Annotated in this window: 19 protein-coding genes; 11 read left to right on the top strand and 8 right to left on the bottom strand. The window is 73.8% G+C overall.

Going from position 1 to position 24,952, the window contains the following annotated elements; genetic code table 11:
* Positions 1-302: 302 nt before the first annotated feature.
* Complete coding sequence (locus tag BUE43_RS05160) at positions 303-632, top strand: hypothetical protein (protein ID WP_143173936.1); 330 nt, start codon at positions 303-305, stop codon at positions 630-632.
* 157 nt (positions 633-789) lie between these two features.
* Here the strand turns inward: BUE43_RS05160 and BUE43_RS05155 are convergent, their stop codons facing one another.
* Positions 790-2,424: an FAD-dependent oxidoreductase gene (locus tag BUE43_RS05155; protein WP_073480063.1), complete on the bottom strand. Its 1,635-nt coding sequence runs from the start codon at positions 2,422-2,424 to the stop codon at positions 790-792.
* Between the two features lie 81 nt (positions 2,425-2,505).
* Here BUE43_RS05155 and BUE43_RS05150 point away from each other — a divergent pair, with 81 nt between their 5' ends.
* Positions 2,506-3,177 carry a TetR/AcrR family transcriptional regulator gene (locus BUE43_RS05150; RefSeq protein ID WP_073480062.1) on the top strand — a complete coding sequence of 224 codons (672 nt, stop codon included), beginning with the start codon at positions 2,506-2,508 and terminating at the stop codon, positions 3,175-3,177.
* A 146-nt stretch (positions 3,178-3,323) separates the two neighbouring features.
* Here the strand turns inward: BUE43_RS05150 and BUE43_RS05145 are convergent, their stop codons facing one another.
* The 6 genes from BUE43_RS05145 to BUE43_RS05120 all read right to left on the bottom strand — a co-directional run bounded on the left by BUE43_RS05145 (position 3,324) and on the right by BUE43_RS05120 (position 11,032).
* On the bottom strand, positions 3,324-4,451 hold the full coding sequence (locus BUE43_RS05145) for a S1 family peptidase (RefSeq protein ID WP_073480061.1): 1,128 nt from the start codon (positions 4,449-4,451) through the stop codon (positions 3,324-3,326).
* A gap of 930 nt (positions 4,452-5,381) precedes the next feature.
* The gene (locus BUE43_RS05140) at positions 5,382-6,467 is read right to left on the bottom strand and encodes a hypothetical protein (protein WP_073480060.1); all 1,086 of its coding nucleotides are present in this window, start codon (positions 6,465-6,467) and stop codon (positions 5,382-5,384) included.
* Between the two features lie 203 nt (positions 6,468-6,670).
* Positions 6,671-7,504 (bottom strand): ESX secretion-associated protein EspG, encoded by an 834-nt coding sequence (locus BUE43_RS05135; RefSeq protein ID WP_073480059.1) that lies wholly within the window; start codon positions 7,502-7,504, stop codon positions 6,671-6,673.
* Positions 7,501-8,802: a hypothetical protein gene (locus tag BUE43_RS05130; RefSeq protein ID WP_073480058.1), complete on the bottom strand. Its 1,302-nt coding sequence runs from the start codon at positions 8,800-8,802 to the stop codon at positions 7,501-7,503. The genes BUE43_RS05135 and BUE43_RS05130 overlap by 4 nt, the downstream gene beginning before the upstream one ends.
* Positions 8,799-9,332, bottom strand: a complete 534-nt coding sequence (locus BUE43_RS05125) for a hypothetical protein (protein ID WP_073480057.1) — start codon at positions 9,330-9,332, stop codon at positions 8,799-8,801. The genes BUE43_RS05130 and BUE43_RS05125 overlap by 4 nt, the downstream gene beginning before the upstream one ends.
* A gap of 176 nt (positions 9,333-9,508) precedes the next feature.
* Positions 9,509-11,032, bottom strand: coding sequence for an MFS transporter (locus BUE43_RS05120; protein WP_073480056.1), 1,524 nt, complete (start codon positions 11,030-11,032; stop codon positions 9,509-9,511).
* Between the two features lie 103 nt (positions 11,033-11,135).
* Here BUE43_RS05120 and BUE43_RS05115 point away from each other — a divergent pair, with 103 nt between their 5' ends.
* A complete protein-coding gene (locus tag BUE43_RS05115) occupies positions 11,136-11,753 on the top strand; it encodes a hypothetical protein (protein ID WP_143173935.1) in 618 nt (205 codons plus the stop codon).
* 4 nt (positions 11,754-11,757) lie between these two features.
* Here the strand turns inward: BUE43_RS05115 and BUE43_RS05110 are convergent, their stop codons facing one another.
* Positions 11,758-12,516, bottom strand: a complete 759-nt coding sequence (locus BUE43_RS05110) for a GntR family transcriptional regulator (RefSeq protein ID WP_073480054.1) — start codon at positions 12,514-12,516, stop codon at positions 11,758-11,760.
* A gap of 223 nt (positions 12,517-12,739) precedes the next feature.
* On the opposite strand from BUE43_RS05110, the gene BUE43_RS05105 reads away from it, so the two are divergent.
* From BUE43_RS05105 to BUE43_RS05065, 8 genes are all read left to right on the top strand, one after another.
* Entirely contained in the window at positions 12,740-14,029 is a 1,290-nt protein-coding gene (locus BUE43_RS05105) for a sugar ABC transporter substrate-binding protein (protein ID WP_073480053.1), read from the top strand.
* Between the two features lie 7 nt (positions 14,030-14,036).
* A complete protein-coding gene (locus tag BUE43_RS05100) occupies positions 14,037-15,023 on the top strand; it encodes a carbohydrate ABC transporter permease (protein ID WP_073480052.1) in 987 nt (328 codons plus the stop codon).
* Positions 15,024-15,037: 14 nt separating this feature from the next.
* Positions 15,038-15,859 (top strand): carbohydrate ABC transporter permease, encoded by an 822-nt coding sequence (locus BUE43_RS05095; protein ID WP_073480051.1) that lies wholly within the window; start codon positions 15,038-15,040, stop codon positions 15,857-15,859.
* The gene (locus BUE43_RS05090; RefSeq protein ID WP_083959313.1) at positions 15,856-17,433 is read left to right on the top strand and encodes a glycoside hydrolase family 3 N-terminal domain-containing protein; all 1,578 of its coding nucleotides are present in this window, start codon (positions 15,856-15,858) and stop codon (positions 17,431-17,433) included. The genes BUE43_RS05095 and BUE43_RS05090 overlap by 4 nt, the downstream gene beginning before the upstream one ends.
* A complete protein-coding gene (locus BUE43_RS05085) occupies positions 17,430-18,485 on the top strand; it encodes an SIS domain-containing protein (RefSeq protein ID WP_073480050.1) in 1,056 nt (351 codons plus the stop codon). Before BUE43_RS05090 ends, BUE43_RS05085 begins: the two co-directional genes overlap by 4 nt.
* Before the next feature lie 485 nt (positions 18,486-18,970).
* Complete coding sequence (locus tag BUE43_RS05075) at positions 18,971-19,657, top strand: FadR/GntR family transcriptional regulator (RefSeq protein WP_073480048.1); 687 nt, start codon at positions 18,971-18,973, stop codon at positions 19,655-19,657.
* 720 nt (positions 19,658-20,377) lie between these two features.
* Positions 20,378-23,794, top strand: a complete 3,417-nt coding sequence (locus BUE43_RS05070) for a S8 family peptidase (RefSeq protein WP_073480047.1) — start codon at positions 20,378-20,380, stop codon at positions 23,792-23,794.
* Positions 23,795-23,979: 185 nt separating this feature from the next.
* Entirely contained in the window at positions 23,980-24,942 is a 963-nt protein-coding gene (locus tag BUE43_RS05065; protein WP_073480046.1) for an N-acetylglucosamine kinase, read from the top strand.
* Positions 24,943-24,952: the final 10 nt, after the last annotated feature.

Below are 24,952 nucleotides of genomic sequence, written 5' to 3'. Positions count from 1 at the left end.
ACGGCAATGACACGATCACCTGATCGGTTAATTGTGCACATCCTGCCGCACCTGCTTCCGTTTTTCCGCAGCAGATGCAGCAGTGGAAGCAGCGCTCCCACCGAACGCATCCCCCGAACCAGCACTGATGGATCGGAGATCATCCGCATGATCCACATCGCCGGCAGCGGCGTTCTGCTCGTTCTTCTCAGCGGCCTCATCGGCGTCATGGCCCGCCCGGCACGGCCCCTCTCGGTGAGCGAGGCGCGTACCAGGCGGGCCAACACGTCGCGCGTGCCGAGCACAGACACCAGGTGGCCGTGATGTGGAGCTACCCGCACCTCGTCCAGTACTACAAGGTCGTTCGCGGGCAACGGGTTCTGGCCTTCCACGAGGAGATCGACGACCAGGGCTTCTACGTCGGCCGGACCGAGTACCGCCAGGCCGGGACCACGGCGCTGGAGTACCTGGTGGCACTCACCGTCTACTGGCGCGAGGAATACGGCTCCCTGTACGGGATCTCGGCCAAGGACCGGGTCGTCGCCAGGGCGTGGAGCCTGTCGGGCAGGGAGAAGCGGCTGATCGCCGAGGTGGTCGTCCAGGGCCGGCCAGCCCAGGAACAGCCAGCCCAAGAGCAGCCGGCCTCGGAGTGACCATCACCGTCCACTGTGGTCTGACCGCGCGGGCCGGCACAGTCTTTTGTCCACTACAGACTTGAGTATTGGGGAACCCCCCATTTCCAACGTCTCATGGAGGACTGACAAAAACGGGCGGGTTCGGATCACGCGTGCGGGTGGACATCAGAGGAGATCAGGGGGCATCAGGGGAGCGGGACCCCGCGCGGTCGGAGGGCTCGCCGAACCAGGTGCGCAACGCGACGTCGAGGACCTTCCGGTCCGGATCCTCCCCCGGCGCCGCCGCCCAGGCGACGTGCCCGTCCGGGCGGAGCAGCAGCGCCGACAGGTCGTCGCGGTCGACGCACCTCGCGGTGACCACCCGCACGCGATCGCCCCAGCCCGCCGCCGCGTCGGCCACCCCCGCCCCGAGGTCGAGCAGCAGCGGCCGGCCGTCGAGCATCAGGTCGGCCAGACCGACCTGACCCGGAGCGCCGTCGGAAGCGTTGGTCTCGAAGGACAACTCCGGACAGCTCCGGCCGATCAGCGGATGCCCGTCGGTCGGGTACGGGAACTCGTAGCGGACCTCGACTCCCCGCATCATCGCCCCGATGAACCGGTTGACCTCGTCGAGGCCCAACATCTCGGCCAGGAGCTCCCGCATCGCGCCGGACTGGTCGTCCGGCCGCATGATCGCGACCTGCGCGCGGGTGTTCTGGAGCACCCGGGCGCCGACGGGGTGCCGCTCGGTCGTGTAGCTGTCGAGCAGGTCCTCCGCCGCGTCGCCGCGCACCACCGCGGCGAGCTTCCAGCCCAGGTTGACCGCGTCCATCAGGCCGAGGTTGATGCCCTGACCGCCGAACGGCGAGTGCACGTGCGCGGCGTCGCCGGCGAGCAGGACGCGACCGAGCCGGTAGGTGGTGACCTGGCGAGCGTTGTCGGTGTACCGGGTCGCCGTGCGCACCGCCGTGACGGTGACGTCGGTTCCGCTGACCCTGCGCAGGCTGGCCTGGATCTCCTCCCTGGTCACGGGGGCGTTCCTGTCCTCCGGTGGCCCGTCGAACTCCACGACGAGCACCCGCCCGGGCACCGGACCGTAGGACATCACCCCGGTCGGGGTGCGCCGCCAGCCCAGGGGCAGCAGCTTGTCCGGCTCGTCCAGCTCGACCATCGCCTGGTGACCGGTGATCGAGGGCGGCGTCCCGGGGAAGTCGAACCCGGCGAGCTTGCGCACCGTGCTGCGGCCCCCGTCGCAGCCGACGAGGTACCGGGCGCGGAGCTTCTGCTCCCCGGCCGGCGTCGTCACGTGCACGGTGACCCCGTCGCCCTCCTCGGCGAACCCGGTGACGACGTGCTCCCGCCGCACCTCCCCCCCGAGCCGGTCGAGATGCCCGGCGAGGATGCGCTCCAGGTCCTGCTGCCCCACCGCCACGTACCGGCGCTCCGGGTCCTCCTGCCGCTCCTGGTCGATCAGGAACAGCCCGCCGAAGTGCCCGCCCACCCGGCGGAACGGGATCTGCCCGGTCAGCGCCGCGTCCCCGCGCCCCGCCTCCTCGGCGGCGCGGAGCTTCGCGTCGAGGTCCGGATCGGTCTCCCGGCGCATCGCGACGAACCGCCGCGCCGCCTCCCGTTCCACCTCGGCGAGCTCGTCGCCCAGGCCCCGGCGGCGCAACGCCTCGGCCCCGAGCGGGCCGAAGGCCCCCGCCCTGATCGTCTGGTCCGGTTCGGCACGTCGTTCCAGCACGAGGACCGAGACCCCGCCCAGCACCAGCTCGCTGGCCAGCAACAGCCCGGTCGGCCCGGCCCCGACCACCACCACGTCGACGTCCACTGCGTCTCCTCCGTGTTCGCTCCTGCCCGTCCGACCCTAACTTATACCCGGTCCAAGTTTGTGCTTGGTATCTTTTTTCTCATGTCGGAGGGCCTGCGAGAGCGGAAGAAGCGGCGCACCCGGGAGCACATCTCGGGCGTGGCGACGAGGTTGTTCCACGAGCGCGGGTTCGACCAGGTCACCGTCGCCGAGGTCGCGGAGGCGGCGAACGTGTCGCGGATGACGGTCTTCAACTACTTCCCGCGCAAGGAGGACCTCTACCTGGACCGGTACGAGGAGATCTGGGACCGGTACCTGGACGCGATCAGGCGCAGGGGCCAGGGCGAGTCGGTGTTCGACGCGGTCCACCGGATGCTGGTCGACCTGACCGAGCGCGGTGATCCGCTGTCGGCGGTCTTCGAGGGCGTGCACGAGTTCTGGGCGGTGGTGACGGAGAGCGAGGCGCTGCGCGCCCGGGTCCGGGAGCGACGGGAGGAGATGGAGACCGTCCTCGCCGAGGCCATCGCCCGGGAGACCGGCCGGCCGGCGCACGACCCGACGGCGCGGCTGGCGGCGGCGGCCGTCTGCGCCGTGTCCTGGACCGCCCAGACCGAGGCCCTGCGCCGACTCGCCGCCGGTGATCCCGTCGCGGAGGTCCGGGCCGACCAGGTCCGACTGTTCGACACGCACTTCGCGTTGCTGGCCTCGGGCGGCCTGGCCGACCTTGGCCGGCGGGACGAGCGGGCGTCGGCTCCGCCGGCCCCCGACGCCTGACCCCGACACCTGAGCCGAGCCGAGCTGGAGCTCCGCGCCCGACGGACGGACGGCGGAAGGCGCCCCCCGGACGGGTCCGGGGGGCGCCTGGTGGCCGGGTGCGCGGCAGGCAGGGGGCGGCCGCGCACCGGCTGGGTGTGGACCGATCAGCCGGTGACGAGCTGCAGGCTGTACCGGCTGAGGATCGGGTTCACCGGCTGGAAGTAGGTCGTGCCGCCGGACCGGCAGTTGCCGGAGCCGCCGGAGGTCACGCCCTGGGCCTGGTCGCCGCTGATGAACGAGCCGCCGGAGTCACCCGGCTCGGCGCAGGCGCTGGTCTTGGTCAGGCCCCGGACCGCGCCCTGCGAGTAGCGGACGGTCTGGTTCTTGGCCTGGACCTTGCCGCAGTGCCAACCCGTGGTGGAGCCGGAGCGGCAGATCGAGGCGCCGACCGCCGCCTCGCGCGAGCCGCGGACCTTGATGGTGCTGCCACCGCTCTTCACGAGCCCGCGGGGCGTCCAGTTCGAGTTGGTCTTGACCCAGGCGTAGTCGCTGCCCGGGAAGACCGACCCCTGGAAGGTGCCCTGGGCCTGGCGGTTGGACCCGGTGGTGGAGGCGCCGGTCCGCCCGCAGTGCCCGGCGGTCACGAACCCGCCCCGCACCGAGAAGCCGATCGAACAGCGCGAGCCGCTGCCGATGTAGTAGGCGTCCCCGCCGATCAGGTCGTAGAGCGGGCGCGGGGACTCGGTGGACTCCACGACGCGGACGGCGTCCGCGTCGACACCGGCCACGAAGCCCTTGGCCTGCTCGACCGCGCCGGGGCTGACCGTCACCACAACGCTGTTGCTGGTCGGGTCGACGTACCAGCTCGTCACCGACTGCGGGGCGTTGTCGCCCCGCGCGTCCAGCGCCGCCTTGACCTCGTTCAGCCGGGCCTCACTCCGGCTGACCAGCGTCGGCTCGGCGCCAGCGGAGCGAACCCGCTCCACGGCCAACAGGTCGGTCACCCCGACGACCAACTTCCCCCGGGCCGCGTCGTAGTGCGCGCCGCCGAACGCCGCGCCGAGCGAGCCCCGCAGGGACTCCTCCGTGTCGGTGGCCGCGTTCTCCTTGGCCAGCAGGTCCTTCGCCTGGTCCGCGGACAGGCCGAGGTCCCGCTGCATCGCGGCGAACATCTCGGGCGATGCCGTGTCACCCGCGTCCGGCGCGGCGCCGGCGGGCAGGGTGAACGAGGCGGTCGCGCCGGCCACGAGCAGGGCCGCCCCGACGATCCGAGCCGCGTTCATCGGCTTCATGACTTGTCTCCCTCGCTTCGTGCTGCAGGGTGGCCCGCGGGCAGGGAGGTGAGGTGCACAGGGGACAACCCGCGGGAGGAGGTCGAGCGGCGCCGGAGCGGAGCGCCGGCGGCCGACTGGTGGTGGCTCGACATGGCACCCCTCCCCTCGTGTGGGACCGACTCACCCGTTCGGTGACGGGTCCTCCTGCTGGGCGACGTTATGGAGGCGTGACTATTACGGAAAGCCGCCAATCGGGGCAAAGCGTGTCACAGATCACCGCGAGTTGGTTGCAGAATGTCACCTATGTGGCAATGTTATGACGTCATGTAATGAGTAGACGGCCACTCGTCGGTGACAGCTCACCCGAATGGCGGGAACCCCCACCGCCATCGGCCGGCACCAAGGGGACGAACCCGACCGAGGCAGCCCCGCCCGCCGACCGGCCGCGTCACCACGGCGTCACCGTGGAAGGGCGCCGGGGCTGACCCGACACGTACCCCCGCCCGGGGGTATCGCCTGGTCAAGCGGGCCACATCCGGTGACACAGGAACTGCCAACGCGGAGCACTCCGAGACGTAGGACGATCGGGATCTCCCAGGTCGCTCCTCGCTGACCAGTGAACCCGCGAACCGGGAATCCCGGCGAAAACTGTTCGCCGTCTTTCCCGCGGCCCTCGCCCCCGAAAGAAACCAGAAAGGTTTGCGAGCCCCGTGGGGTGCCAGGGCGGCAAGCGGGCGGTCGTACACGAAATTCGACGAGCGGCGGACGGGAGATCATCCCGTGATCAACCGGCACCGGAACCGGAGGACCGTCGGCATTTTCGGCGAGAAACGACACGTGCCCGCCGTCGCCGCGGAAACGACAACCCGCGGCGGTGGGGCCGCGGAGAGGAGGACCGCCGGTCGCACCGCCTCCCCCGAAGCGTGCGACCGGCGGTCAGGCCGGGTGTCAGCCCTGCCGGTCCTGGCCCGGGACCGGCGTCTGCTTCGGCTGCCCCGCCCCCGCGTCGGCGCCCGTCCCCGGCCCCTGTCCGGTCCCGGTCCCGGGGCCGGGCCCCGGCGCGGGCGTCCCGGTGGGCTGCTGCGTCTTCGACGGCTGCTGCGTCGGCTGCGGCTGCTGGCTCGTGGTGGGCTTGGGCGCCGAGGACGTGGGCGGCCGCTCCGAGGCGCTCGGGTCGGGCTGGCGCGACGGTCCGCTCGGGACCGGGGCCTCCGACCGCTGCGTCTCGGACGTCCGGGAACCCCTGCCGTCCCCGGTCGGCCGGTCGTCGCCGACCGGGACCGAGGCGTCCCGCTCCGGCTCCGGCCGCATCTGCGGCGAGGGGCCGCCCCGCAGGATCGTCCCCACCGTGCTGCCCTGGCCGGCGCCGGACAGCGGCTCGCCGCGCACCCACTCCACGCCGGTCACGACCAGCATGCCGAGCACGAAGCCCAGCGTGCTGACCGCGGCGACCCTGGCCCAGCGCTGACCCAGCCACTCCCGCCAGGTCTGCCGGGCGGCCGGCGCGGGCTCGGCCCGGTCCGGCTCCTCCGCCGCCGACACCGCCGTCACCGCCGTCGACACGGACGCCGGTCGACGGATGATCATCGTGGTCTGGTCCGGCAACCCCCGCGCCGGCCCACCCGACCCCACCGGGTGGACGATCTCCGTCGCCGCGTCCTCGCCCATTGGCCGCCCCGCCCACATCGTGTTCTGGTCACCGCGGTCCCCCTCCCAGGTCCTCGTCGCGAGAGTGGTGTCGACCGCCGTCCGCTCCGCGCCGTGCGATCCGAGCGGGAGCTTCGTGGCGACCACCTTCACCGTGTCCCGCGTGCGCTCCAGCGAGTGCTGGTAGAGCGCGCCGCCCACGGTGGTCACGACGCTGGCGACGCCCGCGCCGAGCACCGTTCCCGCCATGCCGAGCCGGGCGCCCAGCACGGCGGCGGTGACGGCGGCCAACGCGCCGCCGGCCACCTGGGTCGGCTTGATCTCCAGACGGGGCTTGCGCTTCCCGTCCACCTCGTCGGTTTCTTCCCGCTTCTCCGGTTCCGCCATCAGTTCCGTTTGTGTCGCGACTCCCCGGGCGGTTCCCCCGGCGCGCGGATCGCGCCGGCGCCGCCCGGTTCTCCCGTCCTCCCCAACGGAATGGACGTGTGGGGAGTGCCCCACGGTTGGGTTGCCGTGACAACAACCACTGCGACGCAACCCCGTCCCACTTCAGAGCTAGTCCACAGTGGACGATCATGCTCGGGCGGGGGTCAGCCGGCGGACGCCCCCAGCTCGGCGACCCGCTCCAGCAGCAGCGGCAGCGGGCCCGGCGAGATCGTCAGCCACGGGCGCCCGTCCGAGCCGGGCGCGCGCTGGCAGAGGAACCGCCCGCGCTCGGTGTCCAGCACGGTCAGCGTGGTCAGCGCTGTCGGCGTGGTCAGCGCCGTTGGCGCAGTCGGCGCAGTCGGCGCGCCCAGCCCCGCGGCGGCGCGGTGCGGCCGCCCCGGCTCGACGTCCCCGGCCGCCTCGAACCGGGCCGCGCCCGAGCGCGGCGCCGTGACCGCCTCCCCGACCAGTCGGGCCAGGTCAGCGCGCAGGCCGGTGTCCATCAGCGCCGCCGTCACCCCGCCCAGCGTGGACTCCCGCCGCACGACGTCGTCGAGCAACTCCGCCGGCATGGCCACCGAGGTCCCGACGGCCGGCGGCACGTCGGGCAGCAGCGCCAGGGCGGACGCGGCGAGCTCGGCCGCGGGCACCCGCCGCAGGTGGAGGGCGTCGGCGTCGAGCACCGCGCACACACCGGTCTCGCCGCGTCCGGTCGCCGTCATGGCCCGCAGCTCGCCGGCGTCGGAGACGACCCGGACGGCCACGGCGGCGACCGGGCGGGCGAGCAGGCACAACGCCCACTCCAGCCCCTCGTCCAGCTCGCGGCCGTCGTGCAGGCGGCGGGCGACCAGGTCGGCTCGCACGTCCTCGGCGAGGTCCGCGCGCTCCGCCTCGGTCGCGCCGACCGCGGGCACGTCGATCACGAGCGGGCGTTGCCCGAGCCCCAGGTCCGACCAGCAGACGTCGTACGCGGCGTGCGAGAGCGCCCAGTAGCTCATCGCGCCCGTTCCTCGCGCGGCGCGCCCACCACCGGCGGCGCGATCATGTCCGGCTCGCCGTAGATGTTGTTGGTCTCCACCAGGTAGTCGGGCGACCGGTGCTCCCGGTCCTCCTCGCGCCGGCCGCCCACGGGCGTCATCGGCATCATTCCCATCCCCCGCGCCCCGGGGGAACCAGCGCCCCGGCGGAGCGCCGCGTTCTCGGACAGGAAGCCCTGGCCCCCCGGCACGCCGCCGAACCCGCTCCGCACGCGGGGCGCACCCTCCCGGCCCGCGCCACCGGCCAGCGGCCCGGCGCCGCGCTCACCGGCACCCGTGGTGCCACGCCCCGCCGGCCCGGGCAGCGGCCCGCCGCTGACCGGAACAGGTCCCCCGGACCGCCCACCCCCGGCCGGATCGGGGAGCGACCCCCGACCCGGATCGCCGCCGCCCTGGCGACCAGCGGGCTCCGCCGGGTCGGCCCCGGACGACGGGAGCTGGCTCGGACTGGTGGGCGCCGGCGGGGCTGGTGGCTGCCCGGACGGGCTGGTCGGCACGTGCCCGCCCGGCGCCGGCCGCACGGGGTCGACAGCGCCGCCGCCACCGCCCGCGCCGGTACCCGCGTCCCCGCCACCGCTCCGTCCGGGCTCGCGGACCTCGGGCACCGGGCCGACGGCCTCCGAGGGCGCTCGGCCCTGTCCTCCCTGGTCCCACCCGCCAGGCGTCGCCGCGCCACCCGTCGGCACGTCGCTCCCGACCTCGCCGATCGCCGTCCCGTCGTAGCCACCGCCGCCCACCGCCACCGAGCGCCCCGGCGGGGGCTGGTACACGGGCAGGTCGGCGACGTTGCTCGCGGTGTTGGCCTGGTAGACGCGCATCCGCCGCCGGGCCTCCTCGTCGGCGGCCCGTTCCGCCGCCTCGGCCGCCGCGACGTCGACGCTCCACGGCGTGGCCGTGCGGTGCAGCGGCTCGCCCGGCGTCGCCACCGCGTCGGGCACGCCGTACTTGGCCTCGTCGAAGTAGGCCGACTGCTGGGCCACCCGGTCGGCGATCTGCTCGGTGACGTCGGCCGCCGACCGCCCGTAGCCGGCCAGCGGGCTCATCCCGTCCACCGCGGCCTCGGCCGCCGCGCCGGACCACTCGCCGCCGGCGGCCCGCACCGCCTGGTCGACCAGGCCGGCGACCGCCATGAACTTCACGCCCACCGCCCGCCACTGGTCGGCCATCGCGGTGGTCGTCGGGGCCGAGCCCGGGCCGCTGTGCAGCCAGGCGTGGATGGTGCGGTGGTCGACCCCGTTGAAGGTGCTGTCGTAGCTCATCGCGCGCCGCCCCGGAAGGTCTCCGTGCTGGCGGACTCGACCTCGGAGTACTCCCGCAGCGCGGCCTCCAGGTTGTGCGCCGTGTCCGTCAACGCCCTGCGGTACTCCTCCACCGCCCGGACCAGCGCGCCGTCCCCGCTGGTCACGCGGCGGGTGATGTCCCTGATCGCCTGCTGGCTCACCGGGTCGTGCCCCGGCGGGTCGACCTCGGCCAGCCGCTGGGCGTCCGCCGCCACCTCGTCGAGCACGTCCAGCGCAGCGCGCAGCCGCTCCAGCAGGGCGGGGGCCTGGTCGGGGCTGACGCGGAAGCTGCCCACGGCGGCCGGGGCGACCCCGTCGACCACCCTGGACCCGGCGGCGACGTGCAGGAACGCCGGAATCCCCGCGTCACGCGCGGTGTCGACCGCCTTGTCGATCGCCGTGTCGATCGCGGCGCCGGCCTTCCTGCCGACCGCCCGCGCGGTGGGGGACTGCGCCACCTCACGGGCCAGATCCCTGGCGGCGCTGGCGAGCTGGTCGCGAATGTCCATGGCTCCTCCCACGGGCGTCGACGAGCCCGCGCGCGGGTTCGGCGCGCATGGCGGCACGCACCAGGGCACGTCGACGGCGGGCGGGTGGCCCCATAGACGCACGCGGGGCCGATCCGGTTCCCCGTGTCGCCGAACCGGGCGTCGCCCGTCGGTGTTGACCGGTTCGTCAGGGCTGGTCAGGCGTTGCCAGGGCCGACGCCCCTGGGGCTCAGGTGGGTCGGCGGTCCCTCCACACCGCAGCACAGGCACTCGCCGGGATGCGCCGCCTCGTGCTCGGCGGGCTCCGGTCTGACCGCCGCCTCCGCCAGCACGCGGTTGTCCACGCCCCACGCCACCAGCCCGGCGAGGGCGCACATCCCGGCGCACACCAGCAGCGCCGTCCGCCAGCCCGCGGTCAGCGCGGCCGGATCCGTGTAGGCCGCGCCGGAGAGCCCCGCGACCGCGGGCAGGACGGCCACCGCCAGCAGGGTCCCCGTCCTGGCGACCGCGTTGTTCACCCCGGACGCCACGCCCGCGTAGCGGTCAGGGGCGGCCGCCAGCACCGTCGCGGTCACCGGGGCGACCACCGTCGCCAGCCCGAGGCCGAAGACGAGCACCCCGGGCAGCACACCGGTCAGGTAACTGGCGCCCGGCTCGACGAACCGCAGGAGCAGCAGGCCGGCCGCGATGACGAGCGGGCCGACGACGAGCTGCCACCGGGGGCCGACCCGTTCGGCCAGCCGCCCGGAGCGCGCCGAGAGCAGCAGCATGAGCACCGTGATCGGCAGCCCGGCCAGGCCGGCGGCGGTGGGCGCGTACCCCAGCGAGATCTGGAGCTGCACCACGAGCAGGACCATGATCGAGCCGAGCGCGGCGTAGACGAGGAAGGTCGTCAGGTTCGACAGCAGGAACGTGCGGTCGGCGAACAGGGCCGGCGGCACGGTCGGGTTGGCGGACCGCGCCTGCCGCGCGCCGAACCACAGCAGCGCGAGCACGCCGACCACGCCGGCGGCCAGGACGAGCGGGTCGCCGGCGCCGCGGACCGGCGCCTCCACCAGCGCCCCGGTCAGCCCGGCCAGGCCCAGCGCCCCCAGCGCCGCCGCCAGCACGTCCGGCCGGCCCGCGGCCGACTCGTCCCTGGTCTCCGGGACGTGCCGCGCGGTCAACCACCAGGTCACCGCCGCCACCGGCAGGTTGACCAGGAACGCCAGCCGCCAGGACCACGCCTGCACCAGCAGACCGCCCACCAGCGGGCCGACCGCGGTCGCGACGCCGGACAGCCCGGACCACGCGCCGATCGCGGTGGCCCGCTCGCCCCTGGCGAAGACCGACTGGAGGATGGCCAGCGAGCCGGGCGTGAGCAACGCCCCGCCCACGCCCTGCGCCGCCCTGGCCACGACGAGCACCTCGGTGGTCGGGGCCGCCCCGCACAGCGCGGAGGCCACCCCGAACCAGGCGACGCCGACCAGGAAGACCCGCCGCCGGCCGTAGCGGTCGCCCAGCGCCCCGCCGACCAGGATCAACGCCGCCAGGGTCAGCAGGTAGCCGTCGAGGATCCACTGCAACCCCGCCATCGAGGCGCCCAGCTCGGCGCCGATCGCGGGCAGGGCGACGTTGACGACGGTGCCGTCGAGCATGGCCATGCCGGAGCCGAGGATCGTGGCCGCCAGCACTCCCCTCGCCCGGGACGTGCCCCAGCTCACCCGGGGTTCTTCGGTCATGCCCGCCAGGCTGCTCTCCGCCGCTGGCCGGTGCCAACCGACCGAACACGCCCTTGTCGGGATGGAACCCGCGCGGCGCGGTTTTCGGCGATCATCGGTAGCCGTGCGGGAACCGGACTGGAGACAACCTCGACCGACCGAGGCCGACGTCGAGCGGATGTGGCGCGACCTCGTCGTGCGCCCCCTGCCAGCCCACCCGCTGGTGGTCGACGAGCTGCTCGACCTGCTGCACGACCGCTACCCCAGCGGCGACACCGCGTTCACCGGGTTCGCGTTGGGCGACCACCCGGTGCTGGCGTGGCACGCGTCCCGGAACCGGCTGCCCGAGATCGGCTTCCCCGCCCGTCTCCTGCACCACCCGGCCGTGGTCGAGGCGCTGTCCTCGCCGGGCTTCCGGCCGTCCATCCGCGACGTGGCGTTCAGCCCCGTCGACCCGTTCACGCTACCCGGCCGGATCGCCTCGTACGTGCACCACGGGGGCGCCTACCACTACCCGCCGACCGACCCCGACCGGCGCACCGAGGACGCGATCGCGTCCCTGGAGCTGGCGACCTCCGTCTGCGCCGCGCTGTTCGGCATGCGGCTGACCGACCTGGTCGTGGCCTACAGCGACCGGCCGTGGAGCGACTGGTTCTTCGGCACCATCGGCGACGCGACGTTCGTGGTCCTGGACCGCGCGGCCCGCAACCTGTGGCTGCTGTGCGTCAGCGACGACGCCTGAGCGGCTACCGGGTGGGCGGGTTGAGGGTGGCGACGAACTTGTAGCGGTCGCCGCGGTAGAGCGAGCGCACCCACTCCACCGGGTTGCCCTCGGTGTCGAAGGAGTGCCGGGACAGCAGCAGCATGGGCAGGCCGACCTCGGCGCCGAGCAGCTCGGCCTCCTCCGGGCTGGCCAGCGCGGTCTCGATGGTCTCCTCGGCGTGGCCGAGCTCGACCCCGAACCGCTCGCGCAGCACCTGGTACAGCGACCCGCCCGCGCCGATGTAGCGCCGCAGGCCCCGGAACCGGCCGAGGGCGAGGTGGGTGGTCTCGATGGCCATCGGCTCGCCGTCGGCCAGCCGGAGCCGCCGCAGCCGCAGCACCTTGGAGCCGGGGCGCACGCCGAGCAGCTGGGCCAGGTCCGGGTCGGCGACCTGCTCGATGGCCTCCAGCAGCCGGGAGGTGGGCTGCCGGCCGACCGCGCGCATGTCCTCGGTGTAGGAGGAGAGCTGGAGCCGCTGCGCCACCTTGGGCTCGGCGGCGAAGGTGCCCTTGCCCTGCACGCGGAGCAGCCGGCCCTCCACCGTCAGCTCCGCCAACGCCTGCCGGACGGTCGTGCGGGAGACGTCGAACTCCGCGGCGAGCGACCGCTCGGTGGGGATCGGTGAGCCGGGGGGCAGCGACCGGAGCAGGTCGAGCAGGTGCCGCTTGAGCCCCCAGTACTTGGGCTCGCGCTGCGCGCGCGTCCGGGCTCCGTCACCCGCGGACGGCGTGGTCTCCAGCATGGCCGTCTCCTTTCACCCGGTCCCCGGGCTCGCCCCACCGGTGCCGTTCAGCATGCCGCGAAACCCCGGCGGCGTGTGATCAGATCACACACGACAGTCATCCGACCTCTTTGTCACAGCTTCGCAACCCCCTTGACAGCCTCTGTGACGGCACACACTCTGCTCACATTGGTCTACACCACTTCGACGCCTGGCAGTGGGGCCAGGCCGGGAGGGCGGCAGAGTGAAGCGCTGGAAGAGACTGGCCGTCGGCGCCGCGGCGCTGGCGGTCGCGACGAGCGGCTGCGGGATGGGCGGGAGCAGCGGCTCCGGCGGCGACCAGGGCGGCGACAAGACGCTCACCGTCTGGCTGATGGACGGCTCGGCGCCCAAGGGCTTCACCGACGAGCTCCACAAGGAGTTCGAGGGCCAGCACCCCGGCGTCAAGGTCAAGTACGAGGTCCAGCTGTGGAAGGGCATCCAGGACAAGCTCGTCACCGCGCTGGCCAGCAACAACCCGCCGGACGTCATCGAGCTGGGCAACACCCAGACCGCGCGGTTCTCCGCCGAGAACACCCTGACCGACCTGACCGGGTCGGCCAAGGACCTCGCCGGTGACCAGTGGCTGTCCGGCCTCAAGGAGTCGGCCACCTGGGACGGCAAGCAGTACGCGATGCCGTTCTACGCGGCCAACCGCACGGTGATCTACCGCAAGGACCTGTTCGAGAAGGCCGGCGTCACCAAGACCCCGACCAGCCGCGAGGAGTGGCTGGACGCCATCCGCAAGGTGAAGGCGGCCAACGCCGGCGACCCCGAGTTCGAGGCGCTCTACCTGCCCGGCCAGTCCTGGTACGTCTGGCTGTCGTTCCTGTGGGACGAGGGCGGCGAGGTCACCAGGCAGGACGGCAAGAACTTCAAGGCCGCGGTGGACAGCCCCGAGGCCAAGGCCGCCGTCGAGTACTACAAGCAGCTCGTCGACACCGCGGGCACCAAGGCCGCCAAGGACCAGGACGAGGCCACCCCGCAGCAGTACGAGGTCTTCGCCAAGGGCAAGACGGCGATGATGGTCGCGCTGCCCTGGGAGCACGCCAACGCCGTGAAGGCCAACCCCCAGCTCAAGGAGGTCACCGCGGCCTTCCCGATCCCGAGCAAGGAGGCCGGCAGGACCGCGCCGGTGTTCCTGGGCGGCTCGAACGTGGCCATCCCGGCCGGCAGCAAGCGGCAGGACCTGGCGAAGGACTACCTGAAGCTGCTGTCCAGCGTGAAGTACCAGAACAAGATCGCCAAGGACGGCGGGGCCGTGCCGGGCACGTCCAAGGACGTCAGCGCCCTGGCCTCGGACCCGGTGGCCGGCCCGATGGCGCTGGCCGCGCAGCACGGCCGGGTCACCCCCACCACCCCGAAGTGGGGGCCGGTCGAGGCCGGGCAGAACCCGCTGAAGGACATGTTGACCGCGGCGCTGACCGGGCAGAAGACGCCGGCCGACGCGGTGCGCGACGCCAATGCCAAGATCGGCCAGGCGCTGGGCGGCTGACCCCGACATGACTTCGACGATCGACACCGCGGTGCCGGCGGGGAACCCCCCGCCGGCACCGCCGCGTGCTGACGGGCGTCGGACGGGCGGGCGGCGGCGGCCGCTGGGCCAGGTCCTGACGCCGTACCTGCTGCTGGCGCCGGCCGTGGTCGCGGTGCTGGCCCTGGTCGGGTGGCCGGCGGTGCTGGTGGTGCTCACCAGCCTCCGCAAGATGGACCTCGGCGAGCTGGTCCGCGGGCAGGTCGTGTGGACCGGCTTCGACAACTACGCCACCGTGCTCGGCGACCCCGAGTTCTGGAAGATCACGCTGCGGACCGTGCTGTTCACCGCGGCGTGCGTGCTGACCACGCTGCTGGGCGGGCTGCTGATCTCGTTGCTGATGCGCCAGCTCGGCCGCGTCGTGCGCACCGCGCTGCAGATCTGCATGGTCCTGGCGTGGGCGATGCCGATCCTGTCGGCGACGACCGTCTTCCAGTGGGTGTTCGACCAGCACTACGGCATCCTCAACAAGACCCTCGTGCTGGTGGGCCTGAGCACCTTCGAGGGCCACAACTGGTTCGCCTCGGGCGCGTCCACCCTGTTCGTCATCGGGGTTCTCGTCTGCTGGCAGGCGATCCCGTTCGTGGCGTTCTCGCTCTACGCCGGCCTGATCGGCATCCCGCGCGAGCTGTACGAGGCGGCGGGCATGGACGGCGCCAACCCCTGGCAGACCTTCCGGTCGGTCACCTGGCCCACGCTGCGGCCGATCGTGATGATGATGACCTTCCTCCAGCTCCTGTGGGACTTCAAGATCTTCGCGCAGGTCTGGGCGTTCCGGCAGGGCGGCCCCAACGGGGAGAGCACCACGTTGCCGGTGCTGCAGTACCTCAAGGGCATCGCCGGCAGCCACTTCGGCGTCGCGGCGGCGGTCAGCGTGCTGATGGTGGTCGTCCTGCTCGTCCTGACCGTGCAGTACCTGCGGATGCTGGTGCGCTCCCAGGAGGTGGACCTGTGAGGGCCGATCGGGCCATGACCCCCCGCCGGGTGGTGCTGTCGGCCGTCGGGCTGGTGGCGGCGGCGTTCTTCGCCTTCCCCGTCTACTGGATGGTCAGCTCCGCGCTGAAGCCGACGAACCAGATGCAGTCCACCGGGTTCGACCTGGTGCCGACCAGCCTCACCGGGCAGCACTTCCTCTCCGCGGTCGACAAGCCCGGCTTCGGCGACGCGCTGGTCAACAGCCTGGTCGTGACGCTGGTGGCGGTGCTGTTCTCCCTGGTCGCCGGGCTGCTGGCGGCGATCCCGCTGGCGCGGCTGCGGTTCCGCGGTCGCAAGGGGTTCCTGCTGCTGGTGCTGGTGGCGCAGATGGCGCCGTTCGAGGCGCTGCTGATCCCGATGTACCTGATGATGCGGGACGCCGACCTGCTCGACAAGATGCCCGCCCTGGTGCTGGTCTACTTCGCCGCCACGCTGCCGTTCACCGCGTGGACCCTGCGCGGGTTCGTGCAGGGCATCCCGGCGGAGCTGGAGGAGGCCGCCATGGTCGACGGCTGCAACCGGTGGGGCGCGTTCCGCCGGGTCACGCTGCCGCTGCTCGGCCCCGGCCTGGTCGCCACCTCGGTGTTCGGCTTCATCACGGCGTGGAACGAGTTCCTGTTCGCGCTGGTGCTGTTCCAGGACCAGTCCAAGCGGACGCTGCCGGTGTGGCTGTCCACCTTCCAGACCGCCTTCGGCACGGACTGGGGCGGAACGATGGCCGCGTCCACGCTCTTCACGTTGCCGGTGGTCGTCTTCTTCCTGATCGTGCAGCGGAACATGGTCGCCGGCGTGACCGCCGGCGCGGTGAAGGGATGAACGTGTCCGACCCCAGCTCCCGGCCCGCGCCGGGCACCGCCCCGTCCACGTCCCCGGCTTCGTCCCCTGCCCCGGCCTCGTCCGCTGGCGACCTGTCCCGGCTGGCGCACGCCGTCCTGCTGCCCGGCTTCGTCGGCACCGGCGCGCCCGACTGGGTGCGCCGCCGGATCGGGGCCGGGCTGGGCGGCGTGGTGCTGTTCGGCCGCAACGTGGTCGACGACGACCAGGTCGCCGCGCTCACCGCCGCGCTGCGCGCGGAGCGGCCGGACCTCGTGGTGGGCATCGACGAGGAGGGCGGCGACGTCACCCGGCTCGACGCCCTCCGCGGCTCGCTGGTGCCCGGCAACCACGCGCTCGGCGCGGTCAACGACGTCGCGCTGACCGAGGAGGTCGCCGGCGCGCTCGGCGCGCGCCTGGCGGCCTGCGGGGTCACGCTCGACCTCGCGCCGTGCGCCGACCTGACGCTCACCCCGGACGACCCGGTGATCGGTGTCCGGGCGTTCGGCTCCGACCCGCACGCCGTGGCCCGCCAGGTGGCCGCGTTCGTCACCGGCCTCCAGTCGGCCGGCGTCGCGGCCTGCGTCAAGCACTTCCCCGGCCACGGGGCGGCGGCCGCCGACTCGCACCACGAGCTGCCCACCCTGAACCGGACCGAGGCCGAACTGCGGGCCGCGGAGCTGGTGCCGTTCCAGACGGCGGTCGCCGCGGGCGCCCGGTCGGTGATGACCGGGCACCTCGTGGTGCCCGCCTGGGGCGACGCGCCGGCGACGCTGAACCGCAGGGCGATCGGCGAGCTGCTGCGGACCGAGCTGGGCTTCACCGGCGCGGTCGTCACCGACGCGCTGGAGATGGGCGCGGTGGCCGGCCGGCTCGGCGACCTCGACGGGCTGACCTCGGCCGCCGTGCGGGCGTTGCTCGCCGGCGCCGACGGGCTGTGCCTGGGCGGGGAGCTGGCGGACGAGGCCGTCGTCGCCGGGGTGGTGGACGCCCTGGTGGCGGCGGTGCGCGCCGGCCTGCTGCCGGAGGAGCGGCTGGCCGAGGCCGCGGCGCGGGTCGCGGAGCTGGGCGGGACGCCCCGGACCGGGCCGGCGGACCTCGACGCGCTGACCGAGCTGGGGTTGCGGGCGGCGCGCCGGGCCGTGGTGGTCAGGGGCGAGCTGGCCCTGCGGGCCGCGCCGCTGGTCGTCGACGTCGTCGTGCCCGGCTCGATCGCCGTCGGCGACGTGCCGTGGGGCGTCGGCCCGCACCTGGCCGAGCTCGCGCCGGGCACGGCCGAGCTGCGGGTCGGCCCCGAGGTTCACCCGGACGAGATCCGCGCGACGGCCGCCGGCCGGCCTGTGGTGGTTGTCACCCGGGAGGCTCACCGGCACCCTGGAACCAGGGACCTGCTGACCCGACTGGCTAAGATTGGTCTAGACCTCGTGCATGTCGAGACGGGCGTGCCGGGGCCGGACCAGGGCACGGCCGACCACCGGCCAACCCGAGTCGACACGCACGGCGGATCGCTGGTGTCGCTGCGGGCCGCCGCCGAACTGCTCGCCGCGTCGATCGCGGCTCCAGGAGGCCAGGGATGACGCAGAACGAGCCGACCGGCGAGCCCGGCCGGCACATGAGCGCCGAGATCGCCGAGCAGCCCGAGGTGTTCGCCCGGCTGCTCGACCGGCGCACCGAGATCGCCGAGGTGGCGCGGCAGGTGGCCGAGCGGCGCCCGCGCTTCGCGCTGCTGGCCGCCCGCGGCTCCTCCGACCACGCCGCGCTGTACGCCAAGTACCTCATCGAGGTGCTGCTCCAGCTGCCGTGCGGCCTGGTCTCGCCGTCCACCACCACCCTGTACGGGGCCGAGCCCGACCTCACCGACGTGCTGCTGGTCTCGGTGAGCCAGAGCGGCGGGTCCCCGGACCTGCTGGAGGTCACCGAGGCCGCCCGCCGCCGCGGCGCGCTGACCGTCGCGGTCACCAACACCGCGGACTCCCCGCTCAACCGGGCCGCCGAGCTGGACGTCGACATCACCGCCGGCAAGGAGCTGGCGGTGGCCGCGACCAAGACCTACAGCGCCTCGCTGCTCGCGCTCTACCTGCTGGTCGACGCCGTGCGCGGCGGCACCGGCGAGGCGGCGGCCGGGCTGCCGGAGCTGGCGCGGGCGACCCTCGACGGCAGCGCCGAGGCCGTCGAGGAGGCGGTGCGGCGCTACCGGTTCGTCGCCCGCATGGTGACCACCGGGCGCGGCTACTCGTCGGCCACCGCCGCCGAGGCCGCGCTGAAGCTGGCCGAGACCAGCTACCTCGCCGCCCGCGCCTACAGCGGCGCCGACCTGCTGCACGGCCCGGTGGCCGCGGTCGACGAGCAGACCGGCGTCCTGGCGATCTGCAGCGAGGGCCGCGGTGGCGCCGCCATGCGCGAGGTGCTCGACGTCGTGCGCGGGCGCGGCGCCGACGTGTGCGCGGTCGGCTCCGCCGCCGCCCAGGTCCCGGCCGCGCTGCGGGTGGAGGTGCCGGCCTGCGCCGAGGAGCTCGCCCCGGTGCTGGAGGTGCTGCCCGTCCAGCGGCTGGCCCTCGGGCTCGCGCTCGCCCGGGGCGGCGACCCCGACCGGCCGCGCGGCCTGGCCAAGGTCACCCGCACCCGCTGACCGGTGCGGGAGCCAACCCGCCGCCAACGTCGGTCGGGTTGGCTGACCCGTCATCCGCGCCGCCCATCATCCGGTGGGGTGAGACGACCACGCGCCTGGCCGTCTCACCCCACCGGAGTTCCACCCCCGGGACCAGCCCGAACAGGCCGGCGGCGGAGGCGGCGCGGCCCACGGCCGACCCCGGCTTCCCCGAACGAGTGAGAGGGCGCGAGCCCAGCCGGCCGCCGCGGCGGGCAGAGGTCGGGCGGGAGAAGCCCGGACAGAAGAAGGCCCGCCTCACCGAGGGGGCGGGATGAGGCGGGCACTCGCTAGGTTACGCCGAACGGAGCAACGCGTGCCACGCGGTGCGCCCGAGCGGGTGGCACCCGATCGCGGGCACCTTCCCCCGCCGTCCCCCGGCCGCCCCCCGCTCGCCGCCGGCCGGAGCCGGACGGCCGAGGACCACCGCGCATACTGGTGCGCCTGGTTCGAGTCTGGGGGGTGCCGTGGCGGTCACGGACGACGCGATCCTGCGGGTCAAGAGGATGATCCTCGCCGGAGAGCTCCGCCCGGGCGACCGCCTCCCCCGGGAGGCCGACCTCGCCGAGCGGCTGGGGCTGTCCCGCAGCTCGCTGCGGGAGGCGGTCCGCGCGTTGTCCCTGGTCCGGGTCCTTGACGTGCGGCAGGGCGACGGGACCTACGTGGCCAGCCTTGAGGCCCACGACCTGCTCGGCGCGTTGTCCCTGGTCCTGGACCTGCACCGGGACGAGCGGTCCGCGCTGGAGGTGCACGAGGTGCGCCGGGTGCTGGAGCCGGTGGCGACCATGCGGGCCGCCACGCGCGTCGACGCCCAGGAGATCACGGCGCTCCGCGCGTTGTGCGCGGAGGCGGAGGACACGACCTCCGTCGACCGGCTCGTGGAGCTCGACGCCGAGTTCCACCGCCGGGTCGTCGCCGCGGCCGGCAACGCCGCGATGACCCGACTGCTGGAGACGTTGACCAGCGCCGCGCTCCGCGCCGAGATGTGGGGCGAGACCGTGCGCTGCGGCGGGGTCGCCGACGTGGTCGCCGAACACCGGGCGATCGTCGACGCGCTCGCCGCCCGCCAGCCCGACCTGGCCCGCTCCTGGGCGACCGTGCACCTGGCGTCCGTGCAGCGGTGGCTGGCCAGGGGCTCCGAACCGGTCTCCTGAGCGCTCCGGCCCGCCGGCCAGGGCGTCCCGCCCGCACTGTCCACTCAGGACAGCCCCCACCCGCCCTGGGGGGCGAGCCCTGCTCCAGCCTATCCGCCCCCGACCACGCGCCCAAGGCCCGAGCGCCAGCCTGTGGAGGAATTCGGGTGACTGTGGATGGAGGGTTGACAAGTAGCGCGGAGCACGACCAACAGCGGCTGGCACCGACAAACGCGCACCTGCTCCGACGAACGCGAGACAAACACCTCCAGACGCGGGCGAGCACTGCGGGACACCGCCCGGCACCAGAACGTCCCGCCCGAGAGACCGACAACCGGCGGTTCGCCGGACCGCGCTCGGAAACGCGAAATCCTCCACCGCCCCTCCGCACCGACAGTGATCAGACGTCGGATGCTTCGGACCGTCACCGCGCGGATACCAGAAATCACCCCCTGTTGATCTCGCAATCATCGGATGGGCTCCTGTCCGCCCCCAACGCACAGCGGTGACCCCGCGCCACGACTCCGACCAACGGCCCGCCCGAGCTGCACAGATCGGAGCAATGCGCCACCCCTCGTTGGTGGGGCGCGCAGCCGACCTTCGTCGGATGTGGGTGTTCCCCTCCGCTGCCTACGGTCCGCGCGACGAGGTCGGACCCGGACGCCGGTGAGGGCATGGCGTCCCGGCGGCCCGCCTCCTGGCGGCCGCGGGGTCGAAGCACGGCCCGTCAGCGAGGAAACCATGAGAAGAACCCGCGTGTCCGGCGCCGCCGGCCGCGTGGCAGCGCGCTCGGCCGCCGCCGTGCTGAGCGCCCTGCTCGCGACCAGCGTCGTCGGCGCCGCCACCGCGAGCGCCGCGCCCACCGCGCCGGACGGCTCGCGGCTCGCCCCGTCCGCCCCCGGCGCGCGTCCGCTGCCGCCGGACCCGGTCGAGGGCAAGATCGCGCCCCGGCTGGCCGACGCCCACGGCGAGGTGACCGCGTTCGTCGAGCTGGAGAAGAAGCCGGCGGTCGACGCGTTCGCCGAGAAGCAGGGCCAGGGCGCCGGCAAGGACCAGGCCAAGCAGGCCGCCCAGCAGGCGAGGCAGGACACCCAGCGCGCCGCCGACAAGGTGGTCGACGCGTTGCGCGCCAAGGACTCCGACACCAAGGTCTCGCACCGCACCAGCAACGCGGTGCCCGGTGTCGTCGTCACCGCCGACGCCGACAAGGTCAAGGAGCTGGCCGCCCTCCCCGAGGTGAAGGCGGTCCAGCCGATCTCCCCGGTGGAGCGCACGAACTCCAGCGCGGCGCGGCTGACCCGCGCCGTCAAGGCGTGGCAGGACGCGGGCAAGCTCGGCGACGGCGTCCGGGTCGGCATCATCGACGACGGCATCGACTACACGCACGCCACGTTCGGCGGCCCGGGCACCAAGGCCGCCTACGACGCGATCGACCACACCAAGGTCGACCCGTCGTTCTTCCCCACCGCGAAGGTGGTCGGCGGCACCGACCTCGCCGGCGACAACTACGACGCGCGCGGCAAGAACGGCTCCACGACCCCCTCGCCGGACCCCAACCCGATCTCCTGCGGCCACCACGGCACGCACGTGGCCGGCACCACCGCCGGTTTCGGCGTCAACGCCGACGGCAGCACCTTCCGGGGCGACTACGGCAAGCTCGACGACAAGCAGCTCGAGGAGATGCGGATCGGCCCGGGCACCGCGCCCAAGGCGCTGCTCTACTCGATCAAGGTCTTCGGCTGCGAGGGCTCGACCAACCTGACCACGCAGGCGCTGGACTGGGCGCTCGACCCGGACGGCGACGGCGACTTCAGCGACCGCCTGGACGTCGTGAACCTGTCGCTGGGGAGCAACTACGGCGCTCCTGACGACCCGCAGAGCCTCTTCGTGCGCAAGCTGGTCAAGAACGGCGTGCTCCCGGTCATCTCCGCGGGCAACGACGGCGACCGGCACGACACCGGTGGCGCTCCCGGCAGCACGCCGGAGGCGCTGACGGTGGCCAGCTCGCGGGACGCCTCCGTCCTGCGGGACGGCGCCGAGGTCGTCGCGCCCGGTGACGTCACCGGCGTGAAGCCCGGCCAGTACAGCAGCGCGTTCGGCGGCTACGACACGCTGAACACCACGCTGCCGGTCGTCGCCGTGAGCGAGGAGTCCAACAAGGACGGTTGCCGTCCGTTCTCCGCCGCCGACAAGGCTGCCGTCGCCGGCAAGGCCGTGTGGCTGGAGTGGGACGACAACGACGCCAGCCGCCGCTGCGGTTCCGCTGTGCGCGCGGACAACGCGCAGGCCGCCGGCGCGGCCGCCGCGATCTTCTCGTCGTCGGTCGAGCAGTTCGGCTCCAGCATCGGCGGCAACCAGGGCATCCCGGTGTTCCAGTTCACCGCCTCCGCCACCAAGGCGCTGCGCCCGGCGCTGACCGCCGGCTCGCTCCGCGTCCGCATGGCCGGCGACCTCCGCACCAGCGTGAAGACCTCGGACCCGTCGATCACCGACACGCCGAGCGGCTTCACCTCGCGCGGCGTGCACCACAAGATCGTGAAGCCGGACGTGTCCGCGCCCGGCGACACCATCGCCTCCGCGTTGTCCGGCAGCGGCAACGGGACGCTGGTGATCAGCGGCACCTCGATGGCCGCCCCGCACACCTCCGGCATCGCCGCCCTGGTGCGCCAGACCCACCCGGACTGGACGCCGGAGGAGGTCAAGGCCGCGGTGATGAACACGGCCGGCGCCGACATCCGCACCGGCCCGAACGGCAAGGTGTACGGCCCGAACCGGGTCGGCACCGGCCGGATCGACGCGAAGTCCGCGCTGGACAACCAGGTGCTGGCGATGGTCGAGGACGACCCGGGCGCGGTGAGCGTCTCGTTCGGCACCGTCGAGGTCTCGGGGAAGACCCAGATCAGCAAGACCCTCAAGGTCGTCAACAAGGGCGTCCAGAGCGTCGAGTACGGCGTGGGTTACCAGGCCGCCACCGAGATTCCCGGTGTCCGCTACGAGGTGTCGGGCAACTCGGTCAAGGTGGGCCCACGTGGTGTCGCCAAGCTCAAGGTGTCGCTGAAGATCGACGACCCGGCGGCGCTGCGCAAGACGATCGACCCCACGATGCAGACCACGCAGCTCAACGTGGCCCGGCAGTTCCTGGCCGACGCCTCGGGCCGGCTGGTGCTGACGCCGAAGAACGGCTCCAGCACGCCGCTGCGCGTCTCCGTCTACGCGGCCCCCAAGCCGGTGGCCAAGATCAGCGCCGGTGACGTGCGGTTCGGCCGGGGCGACGCCCAGGCCGTGCTCAACCTCAAGGGCCGCGGCCTCGACCAGGGCGAGGGCGCCTCGGCGTACCGCTCGCTGGTGAGCGTCTTCGAGCTGCAGGCCACCTCCCCGCAGCTCCCGCAGTGCGGCAAGAAGGTCACCAGCGACTGCACGCCCAACGAGACGGCCAAGGGCGGCGACCTGCGCTACGTCGGCGCCACCTCGACCGCGCCGCTGGCCAGGGCCCAGGGCAAGGCCGACCAGGCGCAGGTCGCCTTCGGCATCGCCACGTGGGGCAACTGGTACAACGTCGGCGCCAACACGATCCCGTACGTGGACATCGACGTGAACGGCGACGGCAAGGCGGACTTCGAGTCGTTCGTGACCCGCCCGTCGGGCACCGACGTCCTGCTGGTGAAGACGGTCGACCTGAACAAGCCGCAGCCCGACGGCGGCTTCGCCACGGTGGAACTCCAGCCGGTCAACGGGTTCTTCGGCGACGTCGACACGAACGTCTTCGACAGCAACGTGATCGTGCTGCCGGTGTCGCTCAAGGCGCTGGGCATCGACCCGAACGCCGCGAGCAGGCGGATCAGCTACACCGTCGGCGTCTCGGGCGTGTACGTCGGCCCTGGCGACAAGGACGGGCTGATCGACCAGATCGCCAAGCCGATGTCGTTCGACCCGCTCAAGCCGGGCCTGTGGGCGCAGGGCGGCGGCGACGCCGCGCTGTCCTACGTGGCCAAGCCGGGCACCGCGCTCGTCGTCAACCGCGACGCCGACGCGCTCGCCAAGGACGGGACGGACAAGCTGCTGGTCCTGAACCACCACAACGCCTCGGGTGACCGGGCCCAGGTGGTCCAGGCCAAGGGCGCGACCGCCGGCGGGCGGGGCGCCAGGCAGCCCCACTGACCAACTGGCGTGGGGGTCGACGGGGCCGGTGCGGCGAGAGGGGCGCACCGGCCCCGTCTTCTCTTTCCCCCCGGAACCCGTTCCGCCTGACTCCGTTCCGCCTGACTCCGTGCTCCCCGGCCAGTTCCTTCCAGGTCCGTTTCCCGGTGGCCGGTTCGCCTTGCGCGCGCCGGGATACTGCCCCGATGGGCGGCGCGGTGGTTCTCGGACTCGACGTGGGCGGCACCACGACCAGGGCGGTGGTCGGCGACCTCGCCGGCCGCCGGCTGGGCACGGCGCGCTGCCCGGGGGGCAACCCCAACGCACACCCGCCGGAGGAGGCGGCCGCGCGGATCGGCGCGGCCGTGCGGGACGCGCTCGCCGACGTGGCCCCGGGCGACGTCCGCGCCGCGGTGCTCGCGATGGCCGGCGCCAGCAAGCTGAGCGACCCGGCGATCGCGGCGTTGTTCGAGCGGGAGTGGCGGTCCGCCGGTCTGCGCCGCGCCCCGCGGGTCGTCCCCGACGTGGAGGCCGGGTTCGCCGCCGGCGCCGCCGAACCCGACGGCACGGCGCTGGTCGCCGGAACCGGATCGGTCGCCTGCCGCGTCCGGGACCACCGCGTCGAGCGCGTGGTCGGCGGTCACGGCTGGCTGCTCGGCGACGAGGGTTCCGCGTTCTGGATCGGCAGGGAGGCGGTGCGCGCCACCCTCCGCGTGGTGGACGGCCACCTCCCCGAAACCGCACTGGCCACGGCGGTGCTCGCCGAGGCCGTCGGGTCCGTGCCCGGCAACCCTCGCGACCTCCTGATCACCGCCGCGAACCGGGCCCGGCCGGTGGAGCTGGCGCGGTTCGCGCCGCTGGTGACGGCGGCGGCGACCGGGGGCGACCCGACGGCCCGCGAGATCGTCGCCAGCGCGGCCCGGCACCTCGCAGACCTCGTCTCCGCCACCCGCGCGCCGGACGACACCGGCCCCGTCGTCCTGATCGGCGGCCTCACCGAGCCCGGCAACCCCGTCGGCGACGCGCTCCGCGTCCAGCTGGCCGCCGACCGCCTCGACGTCCGCACCGCCACCGACGGCGCGGCCGGCGCGGCCTGGCTCGCGGCACTGGACCTCGTCGAGGACCCCGTCGAGGCCCGCGCGCTGCACCACGCGCTCGTCGGCCCCTGACCGGCCCTCC

Origin of the sequence: Streptoalloteichus hindustanus (assembly GCF_900129375.1) — a bacterium.
In the GTDB taxonomy this organism is placed as follows: domain Bacteria; phylum Actinomycetota; class Actinomycetes; order Mycobacteriales; family Pseudonocardiaceae; genus Streptoalloteichus; species Streptoalloteichus hindustanus.
The sequence above is the reverse complement of the archived record's forward strand: the minus strand, read 5'-3'. Positions and strand labels throughout refer to the sequence as shown.

What these genes read in the sequence shown, in the direction of transcription:
- BUE43_RS05130 (WP_073480058.1), bottom strand. Translation starts at nt 8,802, where the DNA reads ATGAGCTACGACAGCACCTTCAACGGGGTCGACCACCGCACCATCCAC.
- BUE43_RS05090 (WP_083959313.1), top strand. Translation starts at nt 15,856, where the DNA reads ATGAACGTGTCCGACCCCAGCTCCCGGCCCGCGCCGGGCACCGCCCCG.
- BUE43_RS05140 (WP_073480060.1), bottom strand. Translation starts at nt 6,467, where the DNA reads ATGGCGGAACCGGAGAAGCGGGAAGAAACCGACGAGGTGGACGGGAAG.
- BUE43_RS05160 (WP_143173936.1), top strand. Translation starts at nt 303, where the DNA reads ATGTGGAGCTACCCGCACCTCGTCCAGTACTACAAGGTCGTTCGCGGG.
- BUE43_RS05120 (WP_073480056.1), bottom strand. Translation starts at nt 11,032, where the DNA reads ATGACCGAAGAACCCCGGGTGAGCTGGGGCACGTCCCGGGCGAGGGGA.
- BUE43_RS05150 (WP_073480062.1), top strand. Translation starts at nt 2,506, where the DNA reads ATGTCGGAGGGCCTGCGAGAGCGGAAGAAGCGGCGCACCCGGGAGCAC.
- BUE43_RS05135 (WP_073480059.1), bottom strand. Translation starts at nt 7,504, where the DNA reads ATGAGCTACTGGGCGCTCTCGCACGCCGCGTACGACGTCTGCTGGTCG.
- BUE43_RS05065 (WP_073480046.1), top strand. Translation starts at nt 23,980, where the DNA reads ATGGGCGGCGCGGTGGTTCTCGGACTCGACGTGGGCGGCACCACGACC.
- BUE43_RS05145 (WP_073480061.1), bottom strand. Translation starts at nt 4,451, where the DNA reads ATGAAGCCGATGAACGCGGCTCGGATCGTCGGGGCGGCCCTGCTCGTG.
- BUE43_RS05125 (WP_073480057.1), bottom strand. Translation starts at nt 9,332, where the DNA reads ATGGACATTCGCGACCAGCTCGCCAGCGCCGCCAGGGATCTGGCCCGT.
- BUE43_RS05095 (WP_073480051.1), top strand. Translation starts at nt 15,038, where the DNA reads ATGACCCCCCGCCGGGTGGTGCTGTCGGCCGTCGGGCTGGTGGCGGCG.
- BUE43_RS05100 (WP_073480052.1), top strand. Translation starts at nt 14,037, where the DNA reads ATGACTTCGACGATCGACACCGCGGTGCCGGCGGGGAACCCCCCGCCG.
- BUE43_RS05110 (WP_073480054.1), bottom strand. Translation starts at nt 12,516, where the DNA reads ATGCTGGAGACCACGCCGTCCGCGGGTGACGGAGCCCGGACGCGCGCG.
- BUE43_RS05085 (WP_073480050.1), top strand. Translation starts at nt 17,430, where the DNA reads ATGACGCAGAACGAGCCGACCGGCGAGCCCGGCCGGCACATGAGCGCC.
- BUE43_RS05070 (WP_073480047.1), top strand. Translation starts at nt 20,378, where the DNA reads ATGAGAAGAACCCGCGTGTCCGGCGCCGCCGGCCGCGTGGCAGCGCGC.